The following is a 23,218-nucleotide window of genomic DNA, read 5'->3' on the forward strand; positions in this document are numbered from 1 at the left end:
GATTTTTAAGATACATATTCAAATTATTTACCTTGAGAGTTAGGTCATTGTTATTTCAAAAAAATGTACAAATATTAAAAAAAATTGAACCTTATTTAGTGGCAAAACTAAAAAAAGTAAAACCAAATAAAGAAGGGCCACTTCCCTATCTTAGCCAAAAACTTGATTTAGTCATAGATGATGATCTTAAATTTCATGATGTCATTGTCATCTTAGGATTTGGCTTAGGTGACCATATTAGAAAAGTAATTAGCTCCAGTTCTAAATCAAGCTTAATATTAATTATAGACCATGATCTTAGTACCTTTAAAGCTTTATTAGAAAGCATTGATCTATCGGATATTTTTTCTCACCAACAAGTTAGCCTTAGTTTTGATGAAGACTTATTATTAGCTACCCGAGGTAGAATAGAACAATACTTTGGCGAGGTGATGTTAGCCGAAACTTTTAAGATTATTAAAAATCCCATTTCTATGAATCTTGCTCCTGACTTTTATGAAAAAGTCTTAAATCAACTTAATGAAATTCAATATATTGCTTACTTAAACTTAGGATCAATTTTACGCTCCAACTACATTTCAGAAATAAATACAATTAAGAATCTTCCAGCAATTGTATGCCACCCTGGAGTTGGCGAACTTAGCAATAAATTCAGGAATGTTCCAGCCATTATCGTTTCTTCTGGCCCCTCCTTAAGTAAAAACGTTTCTTTTATAAGACATGCTAAAAATAAAGCTATAATAATATGCGTAGACACAGCTTTAAAAGTATTACAGAGACACCAGATTGAACCAGATTTTGTAACAAGCATAGAGTTTAATCTTAAAAATTACTTATGTTTCAAAAAAATAAAACTAAGAAATACTTACTTAATAGCCAGTGAAGAAGTTGCCCCCAAGACTATAAACAAATTTAAAGAAAAAGTTTTCTTTATCCATTCTTCTAATCCTATAACTAAATGGTTTTCAAAGGTAATTAATCTTAAAGAAAGTATATCTTTAGGGGGTAACGTAGGAGCAACATCTTTTAGTTTGGCTATTAATTTAGGGGCTAATCCTATTATCTTTGTTGGCCAAGATTTATCTTATTCTCAGGGAAAATATTATGCTGATGAGATAGGTAGTTCTTTTATTGAAGCAAAAAAAGATGATGCCAAGAAAAGAAAGACTGTCTGGTTAGAAAGTATCTACGGAGAAAAGGTAGCCAGCGATAGCGGTATGTTGGTTTATTTAAGATGGTTTGAAAGAGAGATTGCCTGTCATCAAGATCGAATATTTATTAATGCTACTGAAGGTGGAGCCAAGGTAAAAGGAACTGAACCTATGGTTCTTCAAGCTGTAATTGATGCTTATTGCCAAAATAATTTAAATATAACCGACATCATTAATGAAACCTTTAAAAAACCTAATCAAGATATAGAAAAAGTTATTTTGTCTATCAAGACTTTGGTAGAAGAGTATCAAACTATTTTAATTTATAGCTCTCAAGGAAAAGAGCTCATAAAAAGACACAAGTCTAATAAAAGTAAAGATAAAAGTAAAGATATTAGTAGAAATCACCAAGTGCATCTTAGCTTATCAATGATAGTTAAGGATATCATCTCTCTGCCTAATTTTATGGAAGCTAATAAATTATCAATAGAATCTCTTCTTCATAGGTTAAAAAAAGGTAGGAAGAGTGAAGTATTAAATAACTATTTATTATTCTTTAAAGAAATAACTAAATTCTCGCGTCAGTTGTTGATCTCTTTTGAAAAAATATTACCCAAATTAGAATCTTTAATAAATTAAACCACCTTCGACAGCAGCTTTAGTCATTTCTCACTTTGCTCGAAATGACAATTTTAAAAGCACTTTCAAATTCATAGACAATAAATTAAAAGGTAACATCTTTTATGGATAGACCTATTATCGATAAACCTAATAATTATGCTAAAAATCTTAACCTTTTAAGAGAAAAAAGATTTGATCTTTTAGAAAAGTTAAAAGATGTCCAACCAAACTATGAATTGGCTCTTTCTTTAGCTTGCGAAGGATCTATTACTTTTGATAAGGATCTTTCTCATAGTAATATTGTAGTTGTTTTTGGATTTGGAACAGGAGATCATATTAAAGCTTTATTAAGTCAAGTTCCTAAAAAAACCTTTATCATTATTGCTGATCCTGATTTAAGTATCTTTAAGGCAGCTCTTTATCTCAAGGATCTTTCTTCTATTTTAGCAGACGAGCGCCTTATATTATCTATTGGAGAAGCTCCAGAAGTAATTAAGCAAAAAATTAGAGAGCATTTGATAATATTTACTGTCGTAGATCTTGAAACAATTGAAAATGAAAATTTTACAAAGTATAACTTAGACTACTTTAAAAAAGTTAAAGAAATATTAAAAGAGATTAGCACTGAAGCTTATGTTAATATTGCTACTTTAGCTCATTTTACCAAGATTTGGCCTCGTAATTTTTTAAAAAATATTGTTCATTTTCTTAAAAATCCAGGCATTAATACCCTTTTTAATAAATTTTCTCAAGTTCCAGCGGTCATTGTTTCTACCGGACCTTCTTTAAATAAAAATGTCAAATTATTAAAAGAAGCCAAAAAGTATTTTATCCTCATTTCTGTCGACACCGCTTTACCTATCTTAATGAAGAACAAGATTGAACCACACTTTGTCTATAGCCTTGAGGCAAATCCTAAAAATATTGACTGTTTTAAGGGTTGGTTATTTAAAAATCTTTGTCTTTTACCAAGTTCTTTTACTTATCCTCCCACCATTAATAATTTCAAAGGACCTATCTTTATAGAGAACGGAGGTTATCCTTTTGCTCAATGGATAGAACACTTTATTGATCCTAAGGGATTTTTAAGTAGGCTAGGTTCTGTGGCCACCAATTGTTTTAGTTTGGCTCAAGCTATGGGGTGTAATCCCATTATCTTTACCGGTCAAGATCTTTCTTTTCCAGATAATGTCTTTTACGCCAAAGGCGCGCCAGAGAGGTTAGCAAAAGAATCAGATCAGCATATTACTAAGACAGAGATTACTTTTGTGGAAGATAATTTTGGACAGATGATAAAAACAAGTATCAATATGAAGCAATGGAAATTATGGTTTGAAGAAGAAATTAAAGAAACTCCTGATCTTACTTATATTAATGCTACTGAAGGTGGGGCTAAAATCGAAGGGACAAAATTCTTAAGATTAAGAGAGGTAATAGATCAATATGGCCAAAAGAAGATTAATATCTTTAAGGTGATTAATAAGATTCAAAAAAACCATAAAGTTCCTTCCCTTAAGAAATTAATTGAGGAGTTTAAAAATATCATTGAAGAATACCAAATCGCTTCTCAATTAAGCATCCAAGGTAAGAGCATTTGTGAAAATTTTATCAATCAAATTAAAGATAATGAAGGTAATGTCTCTCCAAAAATAACTCAACTATTAAATAGAGCTAAACTTCTTTATCAAGAAATAGCTTCTTTAAATAGGTTTATGTTTTTTTCAAATTGGGATCTTCAACGAATGATGTTTGAAATAGAAAAAGACTTTAAAGAAAAGTCACTTAAAGTTACTGCTCTATCTTATCAGTATTTTTTCCAAGAAATAGATAATATTACTCACTTGATGCTTAGATACTTATACCCAGCAGAAAAAAAGATTAAGAAGCTTAAACCTGTTAGCTAACGATACGTTCGTATTATGGCAAATTTTTAGCCAGGCAGATGGAATTAGATGACTTCCATCCAACACTGGCTCGCGAGATATCGGATAGGAAATTATAGAGAAAAAATGCAAATGGACCAACTAAATAAACTTTCTAAAGGAGAATTATTAACCCTTCTTTCTAAAAAAAAGATTAGTTATTACCAATTAAGCTCTTCGGAAAGAGAATCTATTCTGGTAGTACCGGCCTTTGGGGGTCGCCTTTTGGGAGCCTTTTTTGATTCTCAAAACCTTCTCTGGGTAAATAAGGTCTCTTTCGAGGGCTGGAATAAAGGAGGACACCGTACTTGGTATGCCCCAGAATGGACACAAAAGAGCATCTACATCTTAAATGGCTTAGAATCTTGGCAAGTGCCTTCTCAAATGGACCCTGGAAACTATCAGGTTACTGAATATTGGCCAGATAGATTAATAGCTATGAAGAATGACTTTAATGTAGAGACCTATGACCATACTCATTACCATCTCTCTTTTACCCGTAAAATTACTCTTGAGACCCAAGAAGAATACGAAGACTCTTTTCTTATTTTAAAAAACATCCCCAATTTAAGATATATTTCTCTCTTATTTGAACATTGCCTGACCAATAAAACAATGGTCACCATCTTTGAAAAAATTGGTCTCTGGAGTATTCTGGCGGTTATTCCACCAGGAGATGTAATTGTTCCCTTAGCAGAGACAACAGGTCAAATCTATTATGATTACTATGAACCTCTATCTATGGAAAGAATGAAGATAAGCAAGGATTGTCTTTCTGTATTTGTTGATGGTGAGAAAAGATACAAAGTAGGCTTTCCCCCAGACAAGACGAGGGGCAAGATAGGATATGTACCAAGGATAGAAGAGAAATATTCTTATCTTATCTTAAAATCCTTTCCAAATCTTATTAACGGTAAGTACGTAGATAAACCAAAAGATGACCTACGTTCAAGTGGTGATGTAATTCAGGTTTATAATCACTTTGAAGGGAAAGAGCTTGCTTTTGCCGAACTCGAAAGCCACGCTCCGGCAAAAGTTCTTCTCCCTGGAGAAGAACAATGCTCTTCAATTAAGCTGCTCTTTTTATTTGGTCCAAAACAGAGCCTAGATCAAGCGGTGGCTAAATTATTTGGTGAAGTTATAATCTAACGAGGCAGAGAGTGAAGGATAAAAAAATAGTTTATGATTACTCTATTTGTTCTGGGTGTTTAGCTTGTATGGTTAATTGTTCCCAGTTTCAAGAAAGCCATGCTTCTTTAGTTAGTGCCCGAATAAAGATAGAGCTTGAACCTTTCAGGGGGCAATATTTAGCTTATTTTTGTCAGCAATGCCATATTACCCACTTAGAGGAAATAGAGGTTCAATATCTGGCCGTTTCAAGAAGAAGAGGACAACAACTTAAAGACCCAAATCTAATTGACAGATGGGTCCAGGATGGCTCTAAGGATTATATATCTTCATTAACCGATTGGGCAGGATAATTTTAAAATCATTAAAATTTTGGCATAAATATTGCTAAAGATTTTTTAAGATTAACCGATATATAAGGTAGAACGATAAGTTAAAAGAAAAGTAATGATGAATCCTCCCTAAAATCATTACTTGAAAAAACATATCGATCGGAAATTAAAGTTCTCATTTAAGGCGGTTTTTTTAAAGTAATTCTCATATCAAACAATTTCTCATATCAAAAGCTAAGTAAGTAGAGCTACCTATTTACTTAGCTATTTTTTTGGTTCTTTCTTATCGGATTCAAATATCCGCAATGTTGATGAATTTTTAGTTTAAAGTAATGAATGTCTTTATATCTATAAGCCATTCGTTTAAGCTGTTATCTTATTATTAAACCCCTCCGAGATAGCCGAGCTAATCTTCTTGTTAAACCAATTTAAGATATACTGAGTTCAAGATATACTGAGCTTTTTCTGCCATGATTTTCCTGCCATGCTATATATATATAATATAAAAAATATAAGGTGTGATTAAAAAGGCTGGATTAGAATCAAATTTGTAAAATCTTATAATATTCTTATAATATAATGAGAATTGCTGCCAGTAGGAATTTTCCTATTGACAAAATAAATTAGGTAATATAAACTAAAAAGACTTGATAAAAAGAGGGGGCTTTACTCTTTAATTCTTATGGGATGTTTTATTTATGCAATCTATCATAGATAAGGTTAGAGAAGTAATTATTCCTCACCAAGAAGAGTTAAACATAAACTTATTCGATATTAAATGTGTTAGGTTAAAAAAAAGCTGGTTAATAAGAATATTTATTGACAGTGAGAATGGCGTAACGGTAGATAAATGTGAGGAGATTAGCCATTTTATAGGAAGTCGGCTGGATAATTTTATGGAGGGAAAATATCGGTTAGAGGTTTCTTCTCCTGGAATTGAAAGACCCTTGCGAAATAAGGAAGATTATCAAAGATATAAAGGTCATTTAGCCGAGATAAAAATAAGCAGCCAAGACTTAAAAAAGAGCTATCTAGGTTATATAAAAGATTTAAAGGATGATATTTTGACTTTACAAGTTAAAGATACCTCAGAATTAATACAAATTCCTTGTCAAGAAATAATCAAGGCTAAACTAAGGCTTGAATTAAAATAATTAGAAATTTTAAGGAAAATTTATGAAGATAGAACTCTACAATATTTTATCTCAAATTGAAAGTGAAAAAGGTATAAAGAAGCAATCTTTAGTAGGAACCATTGAAGATGCTTTAATGTCAGCTTATAAAAAAGACTATGGCGTTAATGCTAATGTTAAGGTTAGTGTAAATATCAGCACAGAAGAGATAAAGATTCTTATTAAGAAAAAGGTAGTAGAAGAAGTAAAGAGTTCTTCTTTAGAGATAAGCATAGAAGAAGCCAAAAGAATAAATTCTCAGATAAAAATAGGAGAAGAAATAGAGATTGAAAATGAAATCAAAGATTTTGGTCGTATTGCTGCTCAAACAGCTAAGCAAGTTATTACTCAAAGAATTCGAGAGGCAGAAAAAGAGATTATTTACACAAAATTTAGAGAAAAGATTGGAGATGTAATTACTGGTTCTGTTCAAACTATAGCCAAAGGAAATATCTATGTAAATTTAGGTAACATAGAAGGTATTTTATCTTCAAAAGAACAAATTCCTACAGAAGAATATGGAATAGGAGATAGAATTAAGAGTTATATTTCCGATGTCAAAATGGGTTTCAAGGGAACGTATGTTACCTTATCTCGAACTCATCCAAATTTAATTAAAAAATTATTCGAATTAGAGATTCCAGAAATTTATGAAAAAATAGTAGAAATAAAGTCGATAGCGAGGGATCCCGGTTTTCGTTCTAAGATTGCTGTAGTTTCTAATGATAGCTCTATTGACCCCGTAGGTACTTGTGTTGGGGTAAGAGGAACTCGGATTAATACTATTATTCAGGAACTTAATGAAGAAAAGATTGATGTAATTCTTTATAATTCCGATCCAGTTGTTTTTATCAAAAATGCTTTAGGTCCAGTCAAAGTCACTAGTGTTACTATTAACAAAGAAGAGAAGCAAGCAAAGGTTATTATCCCCAATAACCAGCTTTCTTTGGCTATTGGAAAAAATGGACGAAATGTTAAGCTTGCCGCTAAATTAACTGGCTGGCGTATTGACATTCAAGGGGAAGAAAAATTGAAAGAAGAATTGAAAGAAGAAACAACAAAAAAATTAGAAGCGATGACTGCTGGGACTAAAATAGAAAAAGTAGAAGAAACAGTAGAAGAAATTCCTCTTGATCTTCCAGGAGTAAGTAAGGTTATTGTTCAAAGATTAATAGAAGTTGGGTATAAAGATGGAGAAAGCATTTTAAAAGCTTCGGTAGAGGAATTAACTAAGCTAAAAGGCGTAGGAAAGAATATTGCTGAAGTAATAAAAGTCTCTGCAAAGAGTATTAGTAAGTAGGTAAAGAGAGTAATGCGTATTCATGAGTTAGCCAAAATATTAAATGTTTCTAGTAAAGAGCTTATCAAAGAGTTAACTTCTTTTGGTATTAAAGCTGCTTCTCATGTAAGCTCTATTGATAATGACACCACGACGAAAATTATTAATCTTCATAAAAAGCTTGTTCCAGAGAAAAAAACTCCCTTACCTCTTAAAGAGGAAGAAGAACCTCTTATTAAAGAAGAACCTCTTATTAAAGAAATAAAAGAAGAAATAAAAGAAATAGAAAAGATTTCAAAAAAGCTTCATATCTTAAAGATTCCTGAATCTCTTACTATTGGAGAATTATCTGGCCATCTTCAAAAACCAGTTAATGAAGTTATTAAGATTTTAATCCAAAATGGAAAAGTATGCACTATAAATAATTATTACGATCAAGACATTTTAGATACTTTAGCCTTACACTATGACCTTGAATTTAAAATTATTACCGAAGAAGAGATCCTACTAAAGGAAGAAGTGGAAGATGAAGGCCAACTTGTTCCTCGACCTCCTATTATTACCATTATGGGGCATGTAGATCATGGTAAAACATTGCTTTTAGATGCTATTCGAGCTTCTAGCGTCGCTTCTAAAGAAGCAGGAGGAATTACTCAACACATTGGAGCTTATAAGGTTAAATTAGATAAGGGAGAAGTTGTATTTTTAGATACACCTGGGCATGAAGCTTTTACAGCAATGAGAGCTCGAGGTGCCTCAGTGACAGATATTGTAGTCTTAGTTGTAGCTGCTGATGATGGAGTAATGCCTCAAACGGTAGAAGCAATCAACCATGCTAAAGCAGCTAATGTTTCTATTGTGGTAGCTATTAATAAGATAGATTTACCTAATGCTAACTTAAATAAGGTAAAACAACAACTAGCCGAATATGATTTAGTTCCAGAAGAATGGGGAGGAAAGACTATTTTTGTAGAAGTTTCAGCTAAAAAGCAGCTAGGCTTAAAGAACATCTTGGAAATGTTGCTTTTAGAAGCAGAAATATTAGAGCTAAAAGCTAATCCTAATCAAAAAGCTAAAGGCACAGTAATTGAGGCTCATTTAAATAAATCTAAAGGACCAGTAGCTACTTTTTTAGTTCAAAAAGGAAGTTTGAAGATTGGAGATTTCTTTGTCGTAGGCCAATATTATGGAAGAGTAAGAGGAATGTTTAGTGATGCTGGAGCATGGATTAAGAAGGCCCTTCCTTCCACTCCGGTGGAAGTTTTAGGACTTTCTGGTCTTCCTTTGGCGGGTGATTATTTTTTTGTTACAGAAAATGAGCGAGAAGCTCGACAAATGAGCTTAAAAAGGCAAGAAGCTTTAAAAAAGAAGAAAGAAGTAAGTTCAAAGAAAATAACCTTGGAGAACTTATTTGATCAAATTAAGCAAGGAAAAATTAAAGAACTTAATATTGTCTTAAAAGCTGATGTTCAAGGTTCCGTAGAAGCAATTAGAGATTCCTTAACTAAATTAGAGACTGAAAAAGTAAAGATTAAGATTATTCATCAAGGAACTGGTGGAATTAATGAGTCAGATGTTTTATTAGCCCAAACCTCCCATGCGATCATTATAGGATTTAATGTTCGCCCTAATGCTAATGCAGCTAAAATAGCTTCTCATCAAGATATTAATATTAGAACTTATAGAATTATTTATGAGGTAATTTCTGATATCAAGAAAGCTTTAGAGGGACTATTAGAGCCAGAATATAAAGAAAATACCCTTGGTATAGCAGAAGCTAGAGATCTTTTTAAAACCCCTAAAATAGGAGTAATTGTTGGTTGTTATGTGCGAGAAGGAAAAGTTACTCGGAGTGCAAGTTTGCGAGTAGTAAGAGAAGGAATAGTAGTCTACGAAGGAAAGATTGCTTCTCTTCGTCGATTTAAAGATGATGCCTCGGAAGTAGCAGCTGGATTTGAATGTGGTCTTAAAATTGAAAATTTTGATGATGTAAAGATAGGTGATATTTTAGAAGTATATGTCTTAGAAAGGATACCAGCTAAACTTTAAAATTTAATTTAAAAATCATTAACATTAAAGATAAAAAGCTAAGATAAAAAGTTAAGATAAAATTTTATTTCTGATTCTTACCTCTATTCTTACCTCTATTCATTAATTTTCCCCTAATAACTATGGTTACAAGTACTTGGATCGCTAAACTTCATCTCCCATCAAAAGAGTAGTTAATGACTATGAGCCATAATCTTCAAAGACATTTAAGAGTAGCAGAACTTATCAAAGAAGAGATTAGCACTTTAATTGTTACTAAAAAGATAAAGGATCCTCGAATTGGCTTTGCTACAGTCACCAAGGTAAAACTTTCTAAAGACTTAAAAAATTGCGATGTCTTTATAAGTATTTATGGAAATGAAGAAGAGATAAAAAGGACTTTAGAAGGACTATCTCAAGCTAAGGGATTTATTAAGGGTCAAATAGCTAAAAATCTTAACCTCAGATGTATTCCTTTCATCAACTTTAAACATGATTTATCTATAGAATACAGTGATCATATTCTAAAGATTATCGAGGGGCTGAATATTCCTAAATGAATACTTCCGAAAGAGAGATAGATGGAGTACTAATAGATTGATGGTCTAAATATTCCTAAAGGAGTATATTCCTAAATGAATACTTCCAAAAGAGAGATAGATGGAGTACTAATAGATTGATGGTCTAAATATTCCTAAAGGAGTATATTCATAAATGAATACTTCCAAAAGAGAGATAGATGGAGTACTAATAGATTGATGGTCTAAATATTCCTAAAGGAGTATATTCCTAAATGAATACTTCCGAAAGAGAGATAGATGGAGTACTAAATATTTATAAGTCTCAAAATTTGACCTCTCATGATGTTATCGTAAAATTAAGAAGACTCATCAAGATAAGAAAAATTGGACATACCGGAACTTTAGACCCTCAAGCTACTGGTGTCCTTTTAATTTGCCTCGGTCAAGCTACTAAACTTTCAAGTTGGTTATCTTCTAAAGGGAAAGAATATATTGCTGGAATGAAGATAGGGGTTGTTACTGATACCCAGGATATTTGGGGAAGCATTCTTAGTAAAAAAGAACCAGTTAATTTAAAAGAAGAGCAAATAAAAGAAGCATTTTTACGTTTTACTGGAGAAATAACTCAGGTTCCTCCTATGTATTCTGCCGTTAAGTGGAAAGGAAAAAAGTTATATCAATTGGCCAGGAAGGGGTATATAGTAGAAAGAGTTCCGCGTAAAGTAATGATAAGCTCTTTAGAATTAATAAGCTATCAAGAAGATTCCTATCCAGAGGTAGTATTTAAAGTAAGTTGCTCTACTGGAACTTATATTAGGACTTTATGTGAAGATATAGGTAACTATTTAGGATATGGAGGATGTTTGTCTTCTCTTGTCAGAACTAGGATTGATTCATTTCTTCTTGAAGACACCCTCACTTTAGAAAAACTTACTAAAATCATAGAAAATGACCTTCTTTTTAATTACTTAATACCCATAGAAAAAGTGTTAAATGGCTTCTCATGAGCTTCATAAAAGATATCTTTAATTTTAATTCTAAACTACTTAAAAAGCGTGGATCTATAGTAACTATAGGGGTTTTTGATGGAGTTCATCGAGGACATCAAGAAATTATTAAAAGAGTAGCTGCTGAAGGAAATTTTAAAGGTCTAATAAGTCTAGTGATAACTTTTTATCCTCATCCTCTTCAAGTAATCTCTAAAAATTCTCCTTTATTAATTTATAACTTAGAAAAAAGAATCAAGCTTATAAAAAAATTAGGCATAAAAAAGGTCTTAGTTATTAACTTTAATCCAGTAATAGCTACTTTATCTCCAGAAGACTTTGTCAGTCAAATTTTAATTGATAAGCTTAATATGAAGAAGATATGGGTAGGAACAGATCATACTTTTGGAATTAAGAAGGGGGGGGATTTTAGTTTACTAAAAGAGATAAGTCAAAAATATAGCTTTGAAGTAGAAAGCATTTCTCCTTTGAAGATTGATAAAGAGGTGGTTTGTAGTAGTGTCATTAGAAAATCTATAAGCGAAGGAGAAATCAAAAAAGCTAATAAGCTCTTAAATCACATCTATCGAATTACTGGAAAAGTAGCAGCAGGTAGTAAAAGAGGAGCAAAGATGGGTTATCCTACCGCTAATCTTTTATTAGAAAAAGAGTTTGTCATACCTTCTCAAGGAGAATATGCTACTTTTGTAAAATATAAGAATAAATATTATCAAAGTTTTACTAATATAGGTATTCGTCCTACTTTTAAAGAACAAAACTTAATCTTAGAAACTCACTTATTTAACTTTTCTAAAGATATTTACCAAGAGACTATCACGGTGTATTTTATAGAAAAGATCCGTCCAGAGTTTTGTTTTCCTAATGGCCAAGAGTTAATTAAACAAATAGAGAAAGACAAGATTTTAGTAAGTGAGATTTTAAATAGAGATGATTACCTATCTTTAATGAAAAAAATTTAATCTTTTAGTCTTATCTTGCAAGCACTCAAGTATCAGCTTACTTATATTTGATTTTAGCTAAAGAAAAGAAAGAATAAGGTTTTTATTTACAAGTACACTTATTTGTGTTAAAATAACTTAAATTTAAAAGGTTTTTAGTTTTATGAGTTATGAGCTTTTTATAAAAAAAAGGAGGAATTATGGTCTTAGCTTTAGAAGATAAGAAAAACATTATTGAAAAATTTAAGCAACATGAAAGCGACACTGGTTCACCAGAAGTTCAAATTGCTATACTTAGTGCTCGCATTAGTTATTTAACGGAACATTTTAAAGTTTATCCTAAAGACCATCATTCTCGAAGAGGATTACTTAAGCTTGTTTCTCAAAGGAGAAGTCTTTTGGATTATTTAAAGAAGAAAGATAGTAATCGTTATCTTGTTCTTATCAAGAAACTAAATATACGAAAGTAAAAGAAAGATAGGAATCGTTATTCTTTATCAAGAAACTAAATATACGAAAGTAAAAGAAAGATAGGAATCGTTATTCTTTATCAAGAAACTAAATATACGAAAACAAAAGAAAGGATTTTACATGTTTAGCACACAACAAGAAATTGCAGGTAGAGTTTTATCTATAGAGACAGGGAATTTGGCTAACCAAGCCAATGGCGCAGTGGTAATAAGATATGGAGATACTGTCATTATGGTGGCAGCAGTAGCCTCTAAAGAGGCAAAAAAAGATCTAGACTTTTTTCCCTTAATTTGCGAACACAAAGAAAGAACATATGCTGCTGGAAAATTCCCAGGTGGTTTTATAAAGAGAGAAGGACGCTCTACAGAGAAGGAAATATTAACTTCTCGGTTGATCGATCGTCCTTTACGGCCTCTTTTTAATAAGGATTTTCGAAATGAGGTAGCGATTACCTCGACTGTGTTTTCCTATGACGGGGAAAATAGTTCTGATATTATCTCGATAATTGGTGCTTCAGCAGCCTTAATTATTTCAGATATTCCATTTGACAAACCTATTGGCGTGGTTCGTATTGGAAGGATAAATGATAAATTTATTGTTAACCCAACCCTTAAGGAACAAAAAGAAAGTTCTTTAGATTTAGTTATTGCCGGAACTAACTCTTCTATAATGATGATTGAATGTGGAGCTTCTGAGGTTTCAGAAAGATTAATTTTAGAAGCTCTTGAATTTAGTCAGGAACATATAAGAAGGATAATAAAACTACAAGAAGATTTATATCAACAATACCATAAAGAAAAATTGATTTTTGAAAATTTTACTGTGAATAAACAATTAAAGAATTTAGTCAGTGAATTTATAGAGCCAAAGGTGAGAAATATAAATTTTGGACTGACTAAGCAAGAATGGCAAAAACAAATGGAGAGTGTTGAAAAAGAGACGATAGAAAGATTTAAAGATCAATTTCCAGGAAAAGAGGGTGAAATTAAAGCAGTTATAGAAGAAAATGAGAAAGTGGTGATTCGGGAACGAATTATTAAAGAAGAGAAAAGGCCTGATGGTCGAGATCCTAAAGCTATTCGTTCTATTACTTGCCAGGTAGGTATCTTACCTCGAACTCATGGTTCTGGATTATTTACTCGAGGTCAAACTCAAGCTTTAGTAGTTACTACTTTAGGAACAGAAGAAGATGAACAAATCGTTGATAGCCTTGAAGGCAAAAATAGAAAGAAATTTATGTTACACTATAATTTTCCCTCTTATAGCATAGGCGAAACTAAGCCTGATCGTGGTCCTGGAAGACGAGAAATAGGTCATGGAGCTTTAGCCGAAAGAGCTCTTTCTCCTCTTATTCCTAATGGAGAGGTCTTTCCTTATACTATTAGAGTAGTTTCAGATATTTTAGAATCTAATGGTTCTACCTCTATGGCCAGTGTCTGCGGAGGTACTTTATCCTTGATGGATGCGGGAGTTCCTATCCAAAGGCCTTGCTCTGGAATTGCCATGGGACTTATTGCCAGCCAAGAAAAGATTATTATTTTGAGCGACATTACCGGGTTAGAAGACCAGATTGGTGATATGGATTTTAAAGTAGCCGGGACAAGCGAAGGAATTACTGCTTTACAATTAGACGTTAAGGTAGAAGGCTTAAGTGTAGAAATGCTTAAGGGAGCTTTACACCAAGCTTATGAAGGACGACTCTTTATTTTAGGGGAGATGAATAAAAGCATTCAAAAGTCTGCCGAGAAAATTTCTATTTATGCTCCTCGGATTATTAAGATAGGAATAAATCCTGATAAAATTAGAGATGTCATTGGTCCTGGAGGAAAAATTATTCGAAATATTATTGAGCTTACTGGAGCTAAGATTGATATTAAAGATAAAGGAGAAGTTTCTATTTCTTCTTGCGATGAAGAAAAAGCTAATCAAGCTTTAGAAATGATTAATTGTTTAATAGCTGAAGTAGAGGTAGGAAAAATTTATCAAGGAAAAGTAATCAGGATAACAAATTTTGGAGCTTTTGTAGAGGTGTTACCAGGAAAAGAAGGATTGGTTCACATTTCTCAATTAGCTAACTACCATGTTAGAAAAGTAGAGGATATTTTAAAAGAAGGCGATAAAGTCTTAGTAAAAGTAATGGAGATTGATGAACAAGGTCGAATTAATTTAAGTCGTAAAGCTGCTTTAACGGACAAAGGTTAGATGTTTCACAAAGAAGTCTTAAAAAATGGTTTAAGGATAATTAGCGAAGAAATACCCCATGTGGATTCCATTTCCATTGGTTTATGGGTAAATGTAGGTTCATGCCATGAGAGTTCCCAAGAAAATGGTATTTCTCACTTTATTGAGCATATGATGTTTAAAGGAACTGATCAAAGATCTGCTCGAGAGATAGCCGCTACTATGGATAGAGTAGGAGGAACTTTAGGTGCTTTTACTAGCCGAGAGTGTACTTGTTACTATATTAAGGTTGTTTCTAAATATTTTTCCTTAGCCATGGATCTTTTATCTGATATGTTCTTTAATTCTCTCTTTGAAAAGAAAGAGATTGGGAGAGAAAAGCACGTCGTTATTGAAGAAATTAAGATGTATGAAGATACTCCTGATGAGTTAATCCATGATTTATTTGTTCAGACTATTTGGGCTGGACATAGCTTAGGACAACCTATTACTGGAACAAGGGAAGTAGTGAATGTTTTAACCAAAGAGATGATCTCGGAATTTAAAAATAAGATGTACCAACCTGAAAAAATAGTTATTTCTGTAGCTGGAAACATTAATCATCAAAGAGTATTTGATGAAACAAGAGAATTATTCGAAAAACTAAAAGGTCTTCCTAATTCCTTAAAAGAAGAGCCACCTAAGGTAAGCTCTTGTCTTTATAGCCAAAAGAAAGACTACGAGCAAATGCACCTTTGTCTTGGCACCATTGGGCTTCCTTATACTCATGAGGATAGATATGCTCTTTATTTATTAAATAGTATCTTAGGAGGAGGAATGAGTTCTCGTCTCTTTTACGAGATTAGAGAGAAGAAAGGATTAGCTTATGCCGTTTATTCTTACCAAACCTCCTATGCCTCTTCTGGAATATTCACTACTTATTTAGGCATTAGTCCTAAAAATTATCATAAAACCGTAAAGATTGTCTTAAATGAATTTTCTAAGATTAAGAACAAGAAGATTAAGGATTTGGAATTAAATAAAGCTAAAGAAAATCATAAAGGGAGCTTAATCCTTTCTATGGAAGACACTTTTAATCACATGGCTAGAATTGCTAAACAAGAGCTTTACTTTAATAAACTCTTTACCATAGAGGAAACTATCAAAAAAATCGATCTTGTCAAAATAGAAGATATTCAAAGAGTTGCTTCTTCTATCTTCCAAGAAAAATACCTATCTATCGCTACTATTGGTCCATTGTCTGAACAAGAATGTAAGGTTGAAATCTCTCTTTCTAATTAATAATCTAATAATCTACATTTTTAAGGTGAAATACCTTAAAGAAACCCAAGGAATAATGAAATGTTATGGCCAGTCCTAGTTGAAGTAATTCTCAAAAGAAATTTCTTTGCTTTGCTCAAAATGACATTTTAGGAGTATTCAAATGAATCCGCACTTAAAAAATAAGTATAATCAAAAAAAGTCTGCTGATGAATATAAAATATATGTTATTCCCTTAGGGGGATGTGGTGAAATTGGCAAAAATATGACGATCATCGAAAGCAAAGATGATCTTATTGTGATTGATGCAGGGCTGATGTTTCCAAAAGAGGAAATGTTAGGTATTGATTTAATTATTCCTGACATCAGTTACTTAGTAAAGAATAGTTCTAAGATTCGAGCTATTATCTTAACTCATGGACATGAAGATCATATTGGGGCTCTTCCTTATATTATTTCTCAGATAAATGTTCCTATTTATGGAACCAGATTAACTTTAGGTTTATTAGAAAGTAAATTAGCTGAATTTGAGATCAAAAATTTACCTTCATTAATCTGCATTAAACCCAGAGATAAGATAACTTTAGGTTCTTTTCAAGTAAAATTTTTTAGGGTAAGTCATAGCATTGCAGATGGAGTAGGTTTGGTTATTCTTACCAAGATAGGAAGTATTCTTCATACCGGAGACTTTAAGATCGATCAAACTCCTCTCGATGGAGAATTAATTGATTTTCATACGATTGCCGAGCATAGCACTCAAGGAATATTGCTGCTTTTATCAGATAGCACTAATGTGGAGAGGCCAGGATATTCACATTCTGAAAAAGAAGTGGGAGGACACCTCCATAATGCCTTTATAGAAGCTAAAAAAAGAATTATTGTAACCACCTTTGCTTCTAATATTCACCGCCTTAAACAAGTAATTGAATGTGCCATTAATCATCATCGGAAGGTAGCTATAATTGGAATGAGTATGTGCAATACCATTGATATGGCTATTAAGTATGGCTATCTTCTTTCTGACCATCAAAAAGCTTTAATTCCTTTTGAAGATATTAAAAAACAAGCTTCTTCTCATATTGTAGTTCTTACTACCGGAAGTCAAGGAGAACCGTTGGCAGCATTATCACGAATGGCTACCAATTCTCATAAACAATTAAAGATTGAAAAAGGAGACACGGTTATCTTTTCAGCCCGAGCTATTCCAGGTCGCGAAAGCAGCATTGCTTCGACAATAAATAATTTATTTAAATTAGGAGCAGAAGTGATTTATGAAAAAGTTTCAGAAGTTCATGTTTCTGGTCACGCCAGTAGTGAAGAGTTGAAGCTGATGTTAAACTTAGCTAATCCTAAATTTTTTGTGCCTATTCATGGCGAATATCGTCATCTCATTCATCATGCTAAATTAGCTCATAAAGTAGGAATTCCAGAAAAGAACACCTTTATTTTAGAAAATGGAAAGAAATTAGAGCTCACTAAAGATAAAGCTCGGATTATTGGAAGTGTTAATTCAGGCATGGTCTTAGTAGACGGAAAAGGGGTAGGAGATATAGGTAATGTTGTTTTACGAGACCGTCAACATTTAGCTTCTGATGGGATGGTGGTGGTTTTGATTATCGTTCATAAGCAAAGTAGAAAGTTATTTTCTCCAATAGAGATTATTTCTCGAGGTTTTGTTTATGCCAAAGAATCAGAAAGCTTACTTTCTAAAGCTAAACAAAAAGCAGAAAAAGTTTTAGAAGAATGCCTTTCTCAAAATAGTGATTGGCCCGTTATCAAGAATACTGTTTCTGGAGTTTTAAAGAAGTTTTTTTATGAAGAGATGGAAAGAAGGCCAATGATCCTTCCTTTAATTGTAGAAATATAAAATTTCTACCTTATAGCACTATATTCTCAAACAACATGGAATCCCCCTTAATCCCCCTTTGATAAAGGGGGAAAGTAGCAAAGCTGCAGGGGGATTTAAATCGCTTACTTGTTTATTTATTCCTTATCTGATTGGAGTGATAAGTATCTTGTTTTTGGCACGGGACTAGAATCTGTTTTGTAAAATCTCATAATGAGAATTGCTGTTAATAACTACTATATTGTTGCTTTAAATTAACAACATTCATTAGTTCCATAAAACTTTATTTATTATAGAGAAATATTTAAGTTATGGAGATAATAAAAGCATTAATTTTAGGCTTAGTTCAAGGTCTGACTGAATTTTTACCTGTCAGTAGCTCGGGACATTTAGTCATCATGCAACATTACTTAAATTTTCCTCTTCCTCCGCTATTCTTTGATATTATCCTCCACCTAGGTACTTTAATTTCCGTAGTTTATGTATTTAAAGATGACCTCTTGGCGATGCTAAAGAGTACTATGAGATATTTTAGAAAGAAAGACTTCATTAATAATGAAATTTGGTTTTTATTGATGATCATCTTAGGAACTATACCTACCGGAATAATAGGACTTCTTTTTAAGCCTTATTTTGAACGTTTATTTACTTCGGTATTATCAGTAGGTTTTGCTTTAGTGGCTACCGCAGTTATCTTATTTTTAGCTGAAATTTTAAATAAACCAGGAAAGAAAGAAAAGATCAACGTGGTCAATGCTCTCTCAATAGGAATAATGCAAGGAGTAGCCATTATTCCAGGGATATCACGGTCAGGTATTACTATTTCTACCGGGATAATGCAAAATATAAATAGAGAAATAGCCACTAAATACTCATTCTTACTCTCTATACCGGCTATTTTAGGAGCAGTAACCTTAGATCTTAGTAGTGCTAATAATATGGAGATCATGTCTAATCATTGGCATCTTTACCTTGGAGGGGGCTTGGTGGCTACTGTTTCAGGAATATTGGCGATTAAGGTTTTATTATGGATGTTAAGAAGATATAAGCTTTATATTTTTAGTGTTTATTGTTTAATGATAGGGTGGTGGGTTATTTGGGAAAGTATATAGAGAAAAGTTTTATGAAAAATTCCAATGACCAAAATAAAAAATCATCTATTGCTTCTGAAATATCAGGAATTATTTTTATTACTTTAGCTATCTTGTCTTTAGTTAGCTTACTTGGTTACCACGAAGGTGATCATAAATCTATTAATTGGTTTACCTCAAAACTTGATCAAACAGATCTTAAAAATTATGCGGGTATTATAGGAGTTTACTTATCTTCTGGGCTATTTTTTCTCTTTGGCATAGGAGCATTTTTTATTCCTGCGATCTTAGGAATCTTAGGAATTAACAAATTTAAAAAGATAAATCCCTGGCCAAAGAGTTATATTATTGGTTTTTTAATTCTTTCTCTATCAATGCCTACTTTTTTAGCTGCTCTTCATAGTTCTTCTGAAATTTCTGATAAAACTTTCCATCTTTATGGTTTAACAGGGAGTAATCTTTCTGTCATTTTAAAAAGATATTTTGGGGTAGCAGATTACTTATTTATTATCTTTTTTATCTTATTGGGAATTATTTTAGCCTTCCGTTTTTCTCTGATTAACTTTTTTAATCTTTTAAAAAAATTTAATCTTTATTTAATTAATAATTTAATTAGTAAAGTAAAAAAAAACAGATCCAGAAGGAGATTGGAAAAAAATATAGTCGAAAGCAATTTTAAGCCACTAATAGAAAAGGAAGATAAGAAGATCCAAGTAAAACCTAAACCAATTGTAGAACCTATTCAAGAAAATGAAGAAGATTTAAAAGAGTCAAAGCCTTGCCCATCTTTTTTATACCAACTTCCCCCTCTTTCTTTACTTCAAGATGTTGAGTTCGTAGAGACAGAAGAGAGTAAAGAAGATATTCTTTCCTATGCTCATCAATTAGAAGATACTTTAGCTAATTTTAATATTGAAGCTAAGGTAGTTCAAGTAAGCAAGGGTCCTGTGGTAACGAGATACGAATTACAACCTTCTTCTGGAACAAAAGTTTCTAGTATTGTTAGCCTAAGTGATGATATTGCTTTAGCATTAGCGGCTCTTAGTGTGCGAATTGAAGCACCTATTCCCGGTAAACAAGCTATAGGCATAGAGATTCCTAATAAAAAGAGGAGGTTAGTTTCTTTAAAAGAAATACTTTCTTCTTCGGGATATAAAAATGAAGATTCTTTACTTTCTTTAGCCTTAGGAAAAGATATCTCAGGAGAAGTAGTGGTTGGCAATTTAGGGAAGATGCCTCATCTTTTAGTGGCTGGAACGACTGGCTCAGGTAAGAGTGTTTGTATTAATTCTGTTATTACCTCTCTTTTGTACAATGCCTCACCTTCTCAGTTGAAGCTTATCTTAATTGATCCTAAAAGAGTAGAACTTAGTGGCTTTAATGGCATACCTCATTTATTAGTTCCAGTGGTTACCGATCCTAAGCGAACTTCTCAAGTTCTTTCTTGGTTAGTCACGGAAATGGAAGAAAGGTATGAATTATTAGCATATCATGGAGTTAGAGATATAGAATCTTTCAATCAAGATCCTCCAAAACAAATACCAGAAGGCTTAAAGGTCTGCCTTGATTCTTTGGCTGGCGATCAGAAGCTTCCTTGCATTGTAACGGTGATTGATGAATTAGCTGATCTAATGATGGCTTCTGCAAAATCAGCAAAAGACTGCGAAGAATCAATTACCCGGATTGCTCAGATGGCTCGAGCGGTAGGAATTCATTTAGTTATTGCTACTCAAAGGCCTACAGTCAATGTCATCACCGGTTTAATAAAAGCTAATTTTCCTTCGAGAATTGCTTTTCAAGTCTCTTCTAAGATTGATTCTCGAACTATTTTAGATATGAACGGTGCTGAAAAATTATTAGGTCAAGGTGATATGTTATTCTTACCTGGAGGAATACCTAAGCCTATTCGGATTCAATGTGCCTATCTCTCTAGCCAAGAGTTAGAAGCGGTAGTAAATTTTATTAAAAAACAACCATTCCTTAACTCCCAGCAGGTAAAGATGGAATATGAAATATTTGAGAAAAAAGATAGTAGTAATTTAGATAATCAAGAGGTAGATGACGAACTTTACGAAAAAGCAGTTAACTTGACCATGGAGAGTGATCAAATTTCTACTTCTATGCTTCAAAGGTATCTTCGGATTGGATATAATCGAGCTGCTCGCTTAGTAGATATGATGGAAGCAGAAGGAATTATTGGGTCAACTAATGGAAGTAAACCTCGAGAGGTTTTAATTAAAAATCCTTTAGAGAGGGTTTAATTTATGAGTGTAGCTAATATCTTAACTCTTACTAGAGTTTTACTTGTCCCACCATTCTTATACTTTATTTCCTGTAAGAGTTTCTTTTTTCAAAACGTGGCTTTATTTATCTTTATCTTAGCCGCCGTAACTGACATGTTAGATGGATATTTTGCCAGGCGGAATAAGATTATTACTAACTGGGGAAAATTTATGGACCCCTTAGCTGATAAAATATTAATTTCTGCTGCTTTTATCTCATTCGTGAGTATTCCTTCTTTATATATTCCTGCTTGGATGGTGGTTTTAATTATTAGTAGAGAATTTATTATTACTGGCCTGCGATTAATTGCCAGCAATGAAGGAACGGTAGTAGCTGCTTCTATGGAAGGCAAAGTAAAGACTACTTCTCAAATTATAACTATTATTGCCATTTTGCTTCTCCTTACCTTCAAAAGTTATCTTAATCAAGATAATATTTATCAAAGTTTAAGTTACGAACCGAGACTTTTTATAGAGTATATTTTTCACTTACTTCCTTACTCTTTAGTTCTCGCCACTACCTTCTTTACTTTATATTCAGGAGTAAGTTATCTTATTGAGTATAAGGACTTAGTTTGTGATTTAAGATAGCCAGTCTTTTATTATCTATAAGGACTTATTTTGGGATTTAAGATAGCCAGTCTTTTATTATCTATAAGGACTTATTTTGGGATTTAAGATAGCCAGATCTTTTATTATCTACTTGGCTTCTTTGTCTTTTGTAGGATATTTTCCTTTTTTTCCTGGAACACTGGGAACTTTATTAGCTTTGTTGGCTTATCTATATTTATCTAAGGTTACCTTAAGTGTTTTTTGGTATGGTTTAATCTTAGTTTCATTAATATTGATCGGTGTTCTTATCTGTCATTTAGCGGAAAAATTTTTAAGCGAAAAGGACCCACCCCAAATAATCTTAGATGAATTTTTAGGATATCTAGTGGCTGTTTTCTTAATTCCCTTTGACCTAAGAAATATAGTTGCTTCTTTCCTTTTGTTTCGATTTTTAGACATAAGTAAACCTTTTTTTATAAAGAAACTTCAAAATATCTCAGGAGGAATAGGGATCTTAGCTGATGATTTAGCCGCTGGAATAATAACTAATTTAATTCTTCGCCTAAGTCAGTTACTTGAGAAATTAATTAAATAAACTTAATTTTCCGCAGCCGTAATAGGATAACTTATTAATGAGCTTTAATCAATCAAGTTTAAACTTTATCAGAACTTTTATCGCTATTAATATTGAAGATAAGATAAAAGAGGAGATAAGTAAGATTATAAAAGCCTTAAAGAATGATCAAGATGAAATTAAGTGGATAGAAAAAGAATCCTTTCATCTTACTCTTAAATTTTTAGGAAATGTAAGGATCTTCCAAGTGGAAGAAATTTATGAGAAACTTCAAATTATTGCTGGTAGTATTTTACCTTTTAAGATAAGCTTCTCTAATTTAGACATAATTCTAAATAAAAAGACACCTAAGATTATTTGGGTGGGCATAAAAGAAGGGAGTAAAGAACTAATGGAATTAACCGAAGAGATAGAAATTTCATTAGCCGACCTGGGTTTTCTTAAAGAAGAAAGAAGATATACTCCTCATCTGACCTTAGGAAGAATCAAAAGAATAAATGAGAGAGAGAACTTCATAGAAAAGGCCAAGAAGATAGATCATTTAGAGGCTCATTCTTTTATAGCTAAGAAGATAGGAATTATAAAGAGCACTCTTACCCCAAAAGGAGCTGTTTATACCCAACTTAAGGAGGTGTTTTTGTAACCGTTCAGCTGTCAGCAGTCAGGCTGAACGCTTCTGTATTTTTAAGATTTGTAACTATTTACCCAAGTGAAGTGCCTTTTCTGTAACTCATTGAAATTCATTTCAAATTTAATTTGCAATGAAGTTTTTTTTAAAGAACACTTCAGTTGAATAGAGTGTTACTAAGATTTTAATATTGCTGTAACAAAGATTTTAATATTGCTTGACAAAATAATAGTC

General features: G+C 32.4%; 20 protein-coding genes. 19 read left to right on the plus strand and 1 reads right to left on the minus strand.

All coding sequences use genetic code 11. The features are described from left to right. Window positions 1-47 precede the first annotated feature (47 nt). The 4 genes from KJ849_03950 (at window position 48) to KJ849_03965 (ending at window position 5,175) form a co-directional block, all read left to right on the plus strand. A complete protein-coding gene (locus tag KJ849_03950; GenBank protein MBU2599713.1) occupies window positions 48-1,790 on the plus strand; it encodes a DUF115 domain-containing protein in 1,743 nt (580 codons plus the stop codon). Window positions 1,791-1,894: 104 nt separating this feature from the next. After that, window positions 1,895-3,676, plus strand: a complete 1,782-nt coding sequence (locus tag KJ849_03955; GenBank protein MBU2599714.1) for a DUF115 domain-containing protein — start codon at window positions 1,895-1,897, stop codon at window positions 3,674-3,676. 111 nt (window positions 3,677-3,787) lie between these two features. Next, window positions 3,788-4,843 carry a hypothetical protein gene (locus tag KJ849_03960; GenBank protein ID MBU2599715.1) on the plus strand — a complete coding sequence of 352 codons (1,056 nt, stop codon included), beginning with the start codon at window positions 3,788-3,790 and terminating at the stop codon, window positions 4,841-4,843. Window positions 4,844-4,854: 11 nt separating this feature from the next. Then, window positions 4,855-5,175, plus strand: coding sequence for a hypothetical protein (locus KJ849_03965; GenBank protein ID MBU2599716.1), 321 nt, complete (start codon window positions 4,855-4,857; stop codon window positions 5,173-5,175). A 342-nt stretch (window positions 5,176-5,517) separates the two neighbouring features. Here the strand turns inward: KJ849_03965 and KJ849_03970 are convergent, their stop codons facing one another. Beyond that, complete coding sequence (locus tag KJ849_03970) at window positions 5,518-5,589, minus strand: transposase (GenBank protein ID MBU2599717.1); 72 nt, start codon at window positions 5,587-5,589, stop codon at window positions 5,518-5,520. 263 nt (window positions 5,590-5,852) lie between these two features. On the opposite strand from KJ849_03970, the gene KJ849_03975 reads away from it, so the two are divergent. From KJ849_03975 to thpR, 15 genes are all read left to right on the plus strand, one after another. Further along, window positions 5,853-6,308, plus strand: a complete 456-nt coding sequence (locus KJ849_03975) for a ribosome maturation factor RimP (GenBank protein MBU2599718.1) — start codon at window positions 5,853-5,855, stop codon at window positions 6,306-6,308. A gap of 22 nt (window positions 6,309-6,330) precedes the next feature. After that, window positions 6,331-7,626 (plus strand): transcription termination factor NusA, encoded by a 1,296-nt coding sequence (gene nusA, locus KJ849_03980; GenBank protein MBU2599719.1) that lies wholly within the window; start codon window positions 6,331-6,333, stop codon window positions 7,624-7,626. A 12-nt stretch (window positions 7,627-7,638) separates the two neighbouring features. Next, complete coding sequence (infB, locus tag KJ849_03985; GenBank protein MBU2599720.1) at window positions 7,639-9,654, plus strand: translation initiation factor IF-2; 2,016 nt, start codon at window positions 7,639-7,641, stop codon at window positions 9,652-9,654. A 176-nt stretch (window positions 9,655-9,830) separates the two neighbouring features. After that, window positions 9,831-10,193: a 30S ribosome-binding factor RbfA gene (rbfA, locus tag KJ849_03990; protein ID MBU2599721.1), complete on the plus strand. Its 363-nt coding sequence runs from the start codon at window positions 9,831-9,833 to the stop codon at window positions 10,191-10,193. A 233-nt stretch (window positions 10,194-10,426) separates the two neighbouring features. Further along, window positions 10,427-11,161: a tRNA pseudouridine(55) synthase TruB gene (gene truB / locus KJ849_03995; GenBank protein MBU2599722.1), complete on the plus strand. Its 735-nt coding sequence runs from the start codon at window positions 10,427-10,429 to the stop codon at window positions 11,159-11,161. Continuing rightward, window positions 11,158-12,120 carry a bifunctional riboflavin kinase/FAD synthetase gene (locus tag KJ849_04000; GenBank protein MBU2599723.1) on the plus strand — a complete coding sequence of 321 codons (963 nt, stop codon included), beginning with the start codon at window positions 11,158-11,160 and terminating at the stop codon, window positions 12,118-12,120. Before truB ends, KJ849_04000 begins: the two co-directional genes overlap by 4 nt. Before the next feature lie 179 nt (window positions 12,121-12,299). Then, window positions 12,300-12,569, plus strand: a complete 270-nt coding sequence (gene rpsO, locus KJ849_04005; protein ID MBU2599724.1) for a 30S ribosomal protein S15 — start codon at window positions 12,300-12,302, stop codon at window positions 12,567-12,569. Between the two features lie 121 nt (window positions 12,570-12,690). Next, on the plus strand, window positions 12,691-14,772 hold the full coding sequence (pnp, locus tag KJ849_04010; GenBank protein MBU2599725.1) for a polyribonucleotide nucleotidyltransferase: 2,082 nt from the start codon (window positions 12,691-12,693) through the stop codon (window positions 14,770-14,772). Further along, on the plus strand, window positions 14,773-16,032 hold the full coding sequence (locus tag KJ849_04015) for an insulinase family protein (protein MBU2599726.1): 1,260 nt from the start codon (window positions 14,773-14,775) through the stop codon (window positions 16,030-16,032). A 142-nt stretch (window positions 16,033-16,174) separates the two neighbouring features. After that, window positions 16,175-17,878 (plus strand): ribonuclease J, encoded by a 1,704-nt coding sequence (locus tag KJ849_04020; GenBank protein ID MBU2599727.1) that lies wholly within the window; start codon window positions 16,175-16,177, stop codon window positions 17,876-17,878. Window positions 17,879-18,168: 290 nt separating this feature from the next. Further along, complete coding sequence (gene uppP / locus KJ849_04025; protein MBU2599728.1) at window positions 18,169-18,969, plus strand: undecaprenyl-diphosphatase UppP; 801 nt, start codon at window positions 18,169-18,171, stop codon at window positions 18,967-18,969. 11 nt (window positions 18,970-18,980) lie between these two features. After that, entirely contained in the window at window positions 18,981-21,209 is a 2,229-nt protein-coding gene (locus KJ849_04030; protein MBU2599729.1) for a DNA translocase FtsK, read from the plus strand. Window positions 21,210-21,212: 3 nt separating this feature from the next. Further along, window positions 21,213-21,821 carry a CDP-diacylglycerol--glycerol-3-phosphate 3-phosphatidyltransferase gene (gene pgsA, locus KJ849_04035; GenBank protein ID MBU2599730.1) on the plus strand — a complete coding sequence of 203 codons (609 nt, stop codon included), beginning with the start codon at window positions 21,213-21,215 and terminating at the stop codon, window positions 21,819-21,821. A gap of 76 nt (window positions 21,822-21,897) precedes the next feature. Further along, window positions 21,898-22,377, plus strand: a complete 480-nt coding sequence (locus KJ849_04040) for a phosphatidylglycerophosphatase A (protein ID MBU2599731.1) — start codon at window positions 21,898-21,900, stop codon at window positions 22,375-22,377. A 37-nt stretch (window positions 22,378-22,414) separates the two neighbouring features. After that, window positions 22,415-22,999 carry an RNA 2',3'-cyclic phosphodiesterase gene (gene thpR / locus KJ849_04045; GenBank protein MBU2599732.1) on the plus strand — a complete coding sequence of 195 codons (585 nt, stop codon included), beginning with the start codon at window positions 22,415-22,417 and terminating at the stop codon, window positions 22,997-22,999. Window positions 23,000-23,218: the final 219 nt, after the last annotated feature.

The organism is bacterium (assembly GCA_018830565.1).
Classification (GTDB): Bacteria; UBA9089; JAHJRX01; order JAHJRX01; family JAHJRX01; genus JAHJRX01.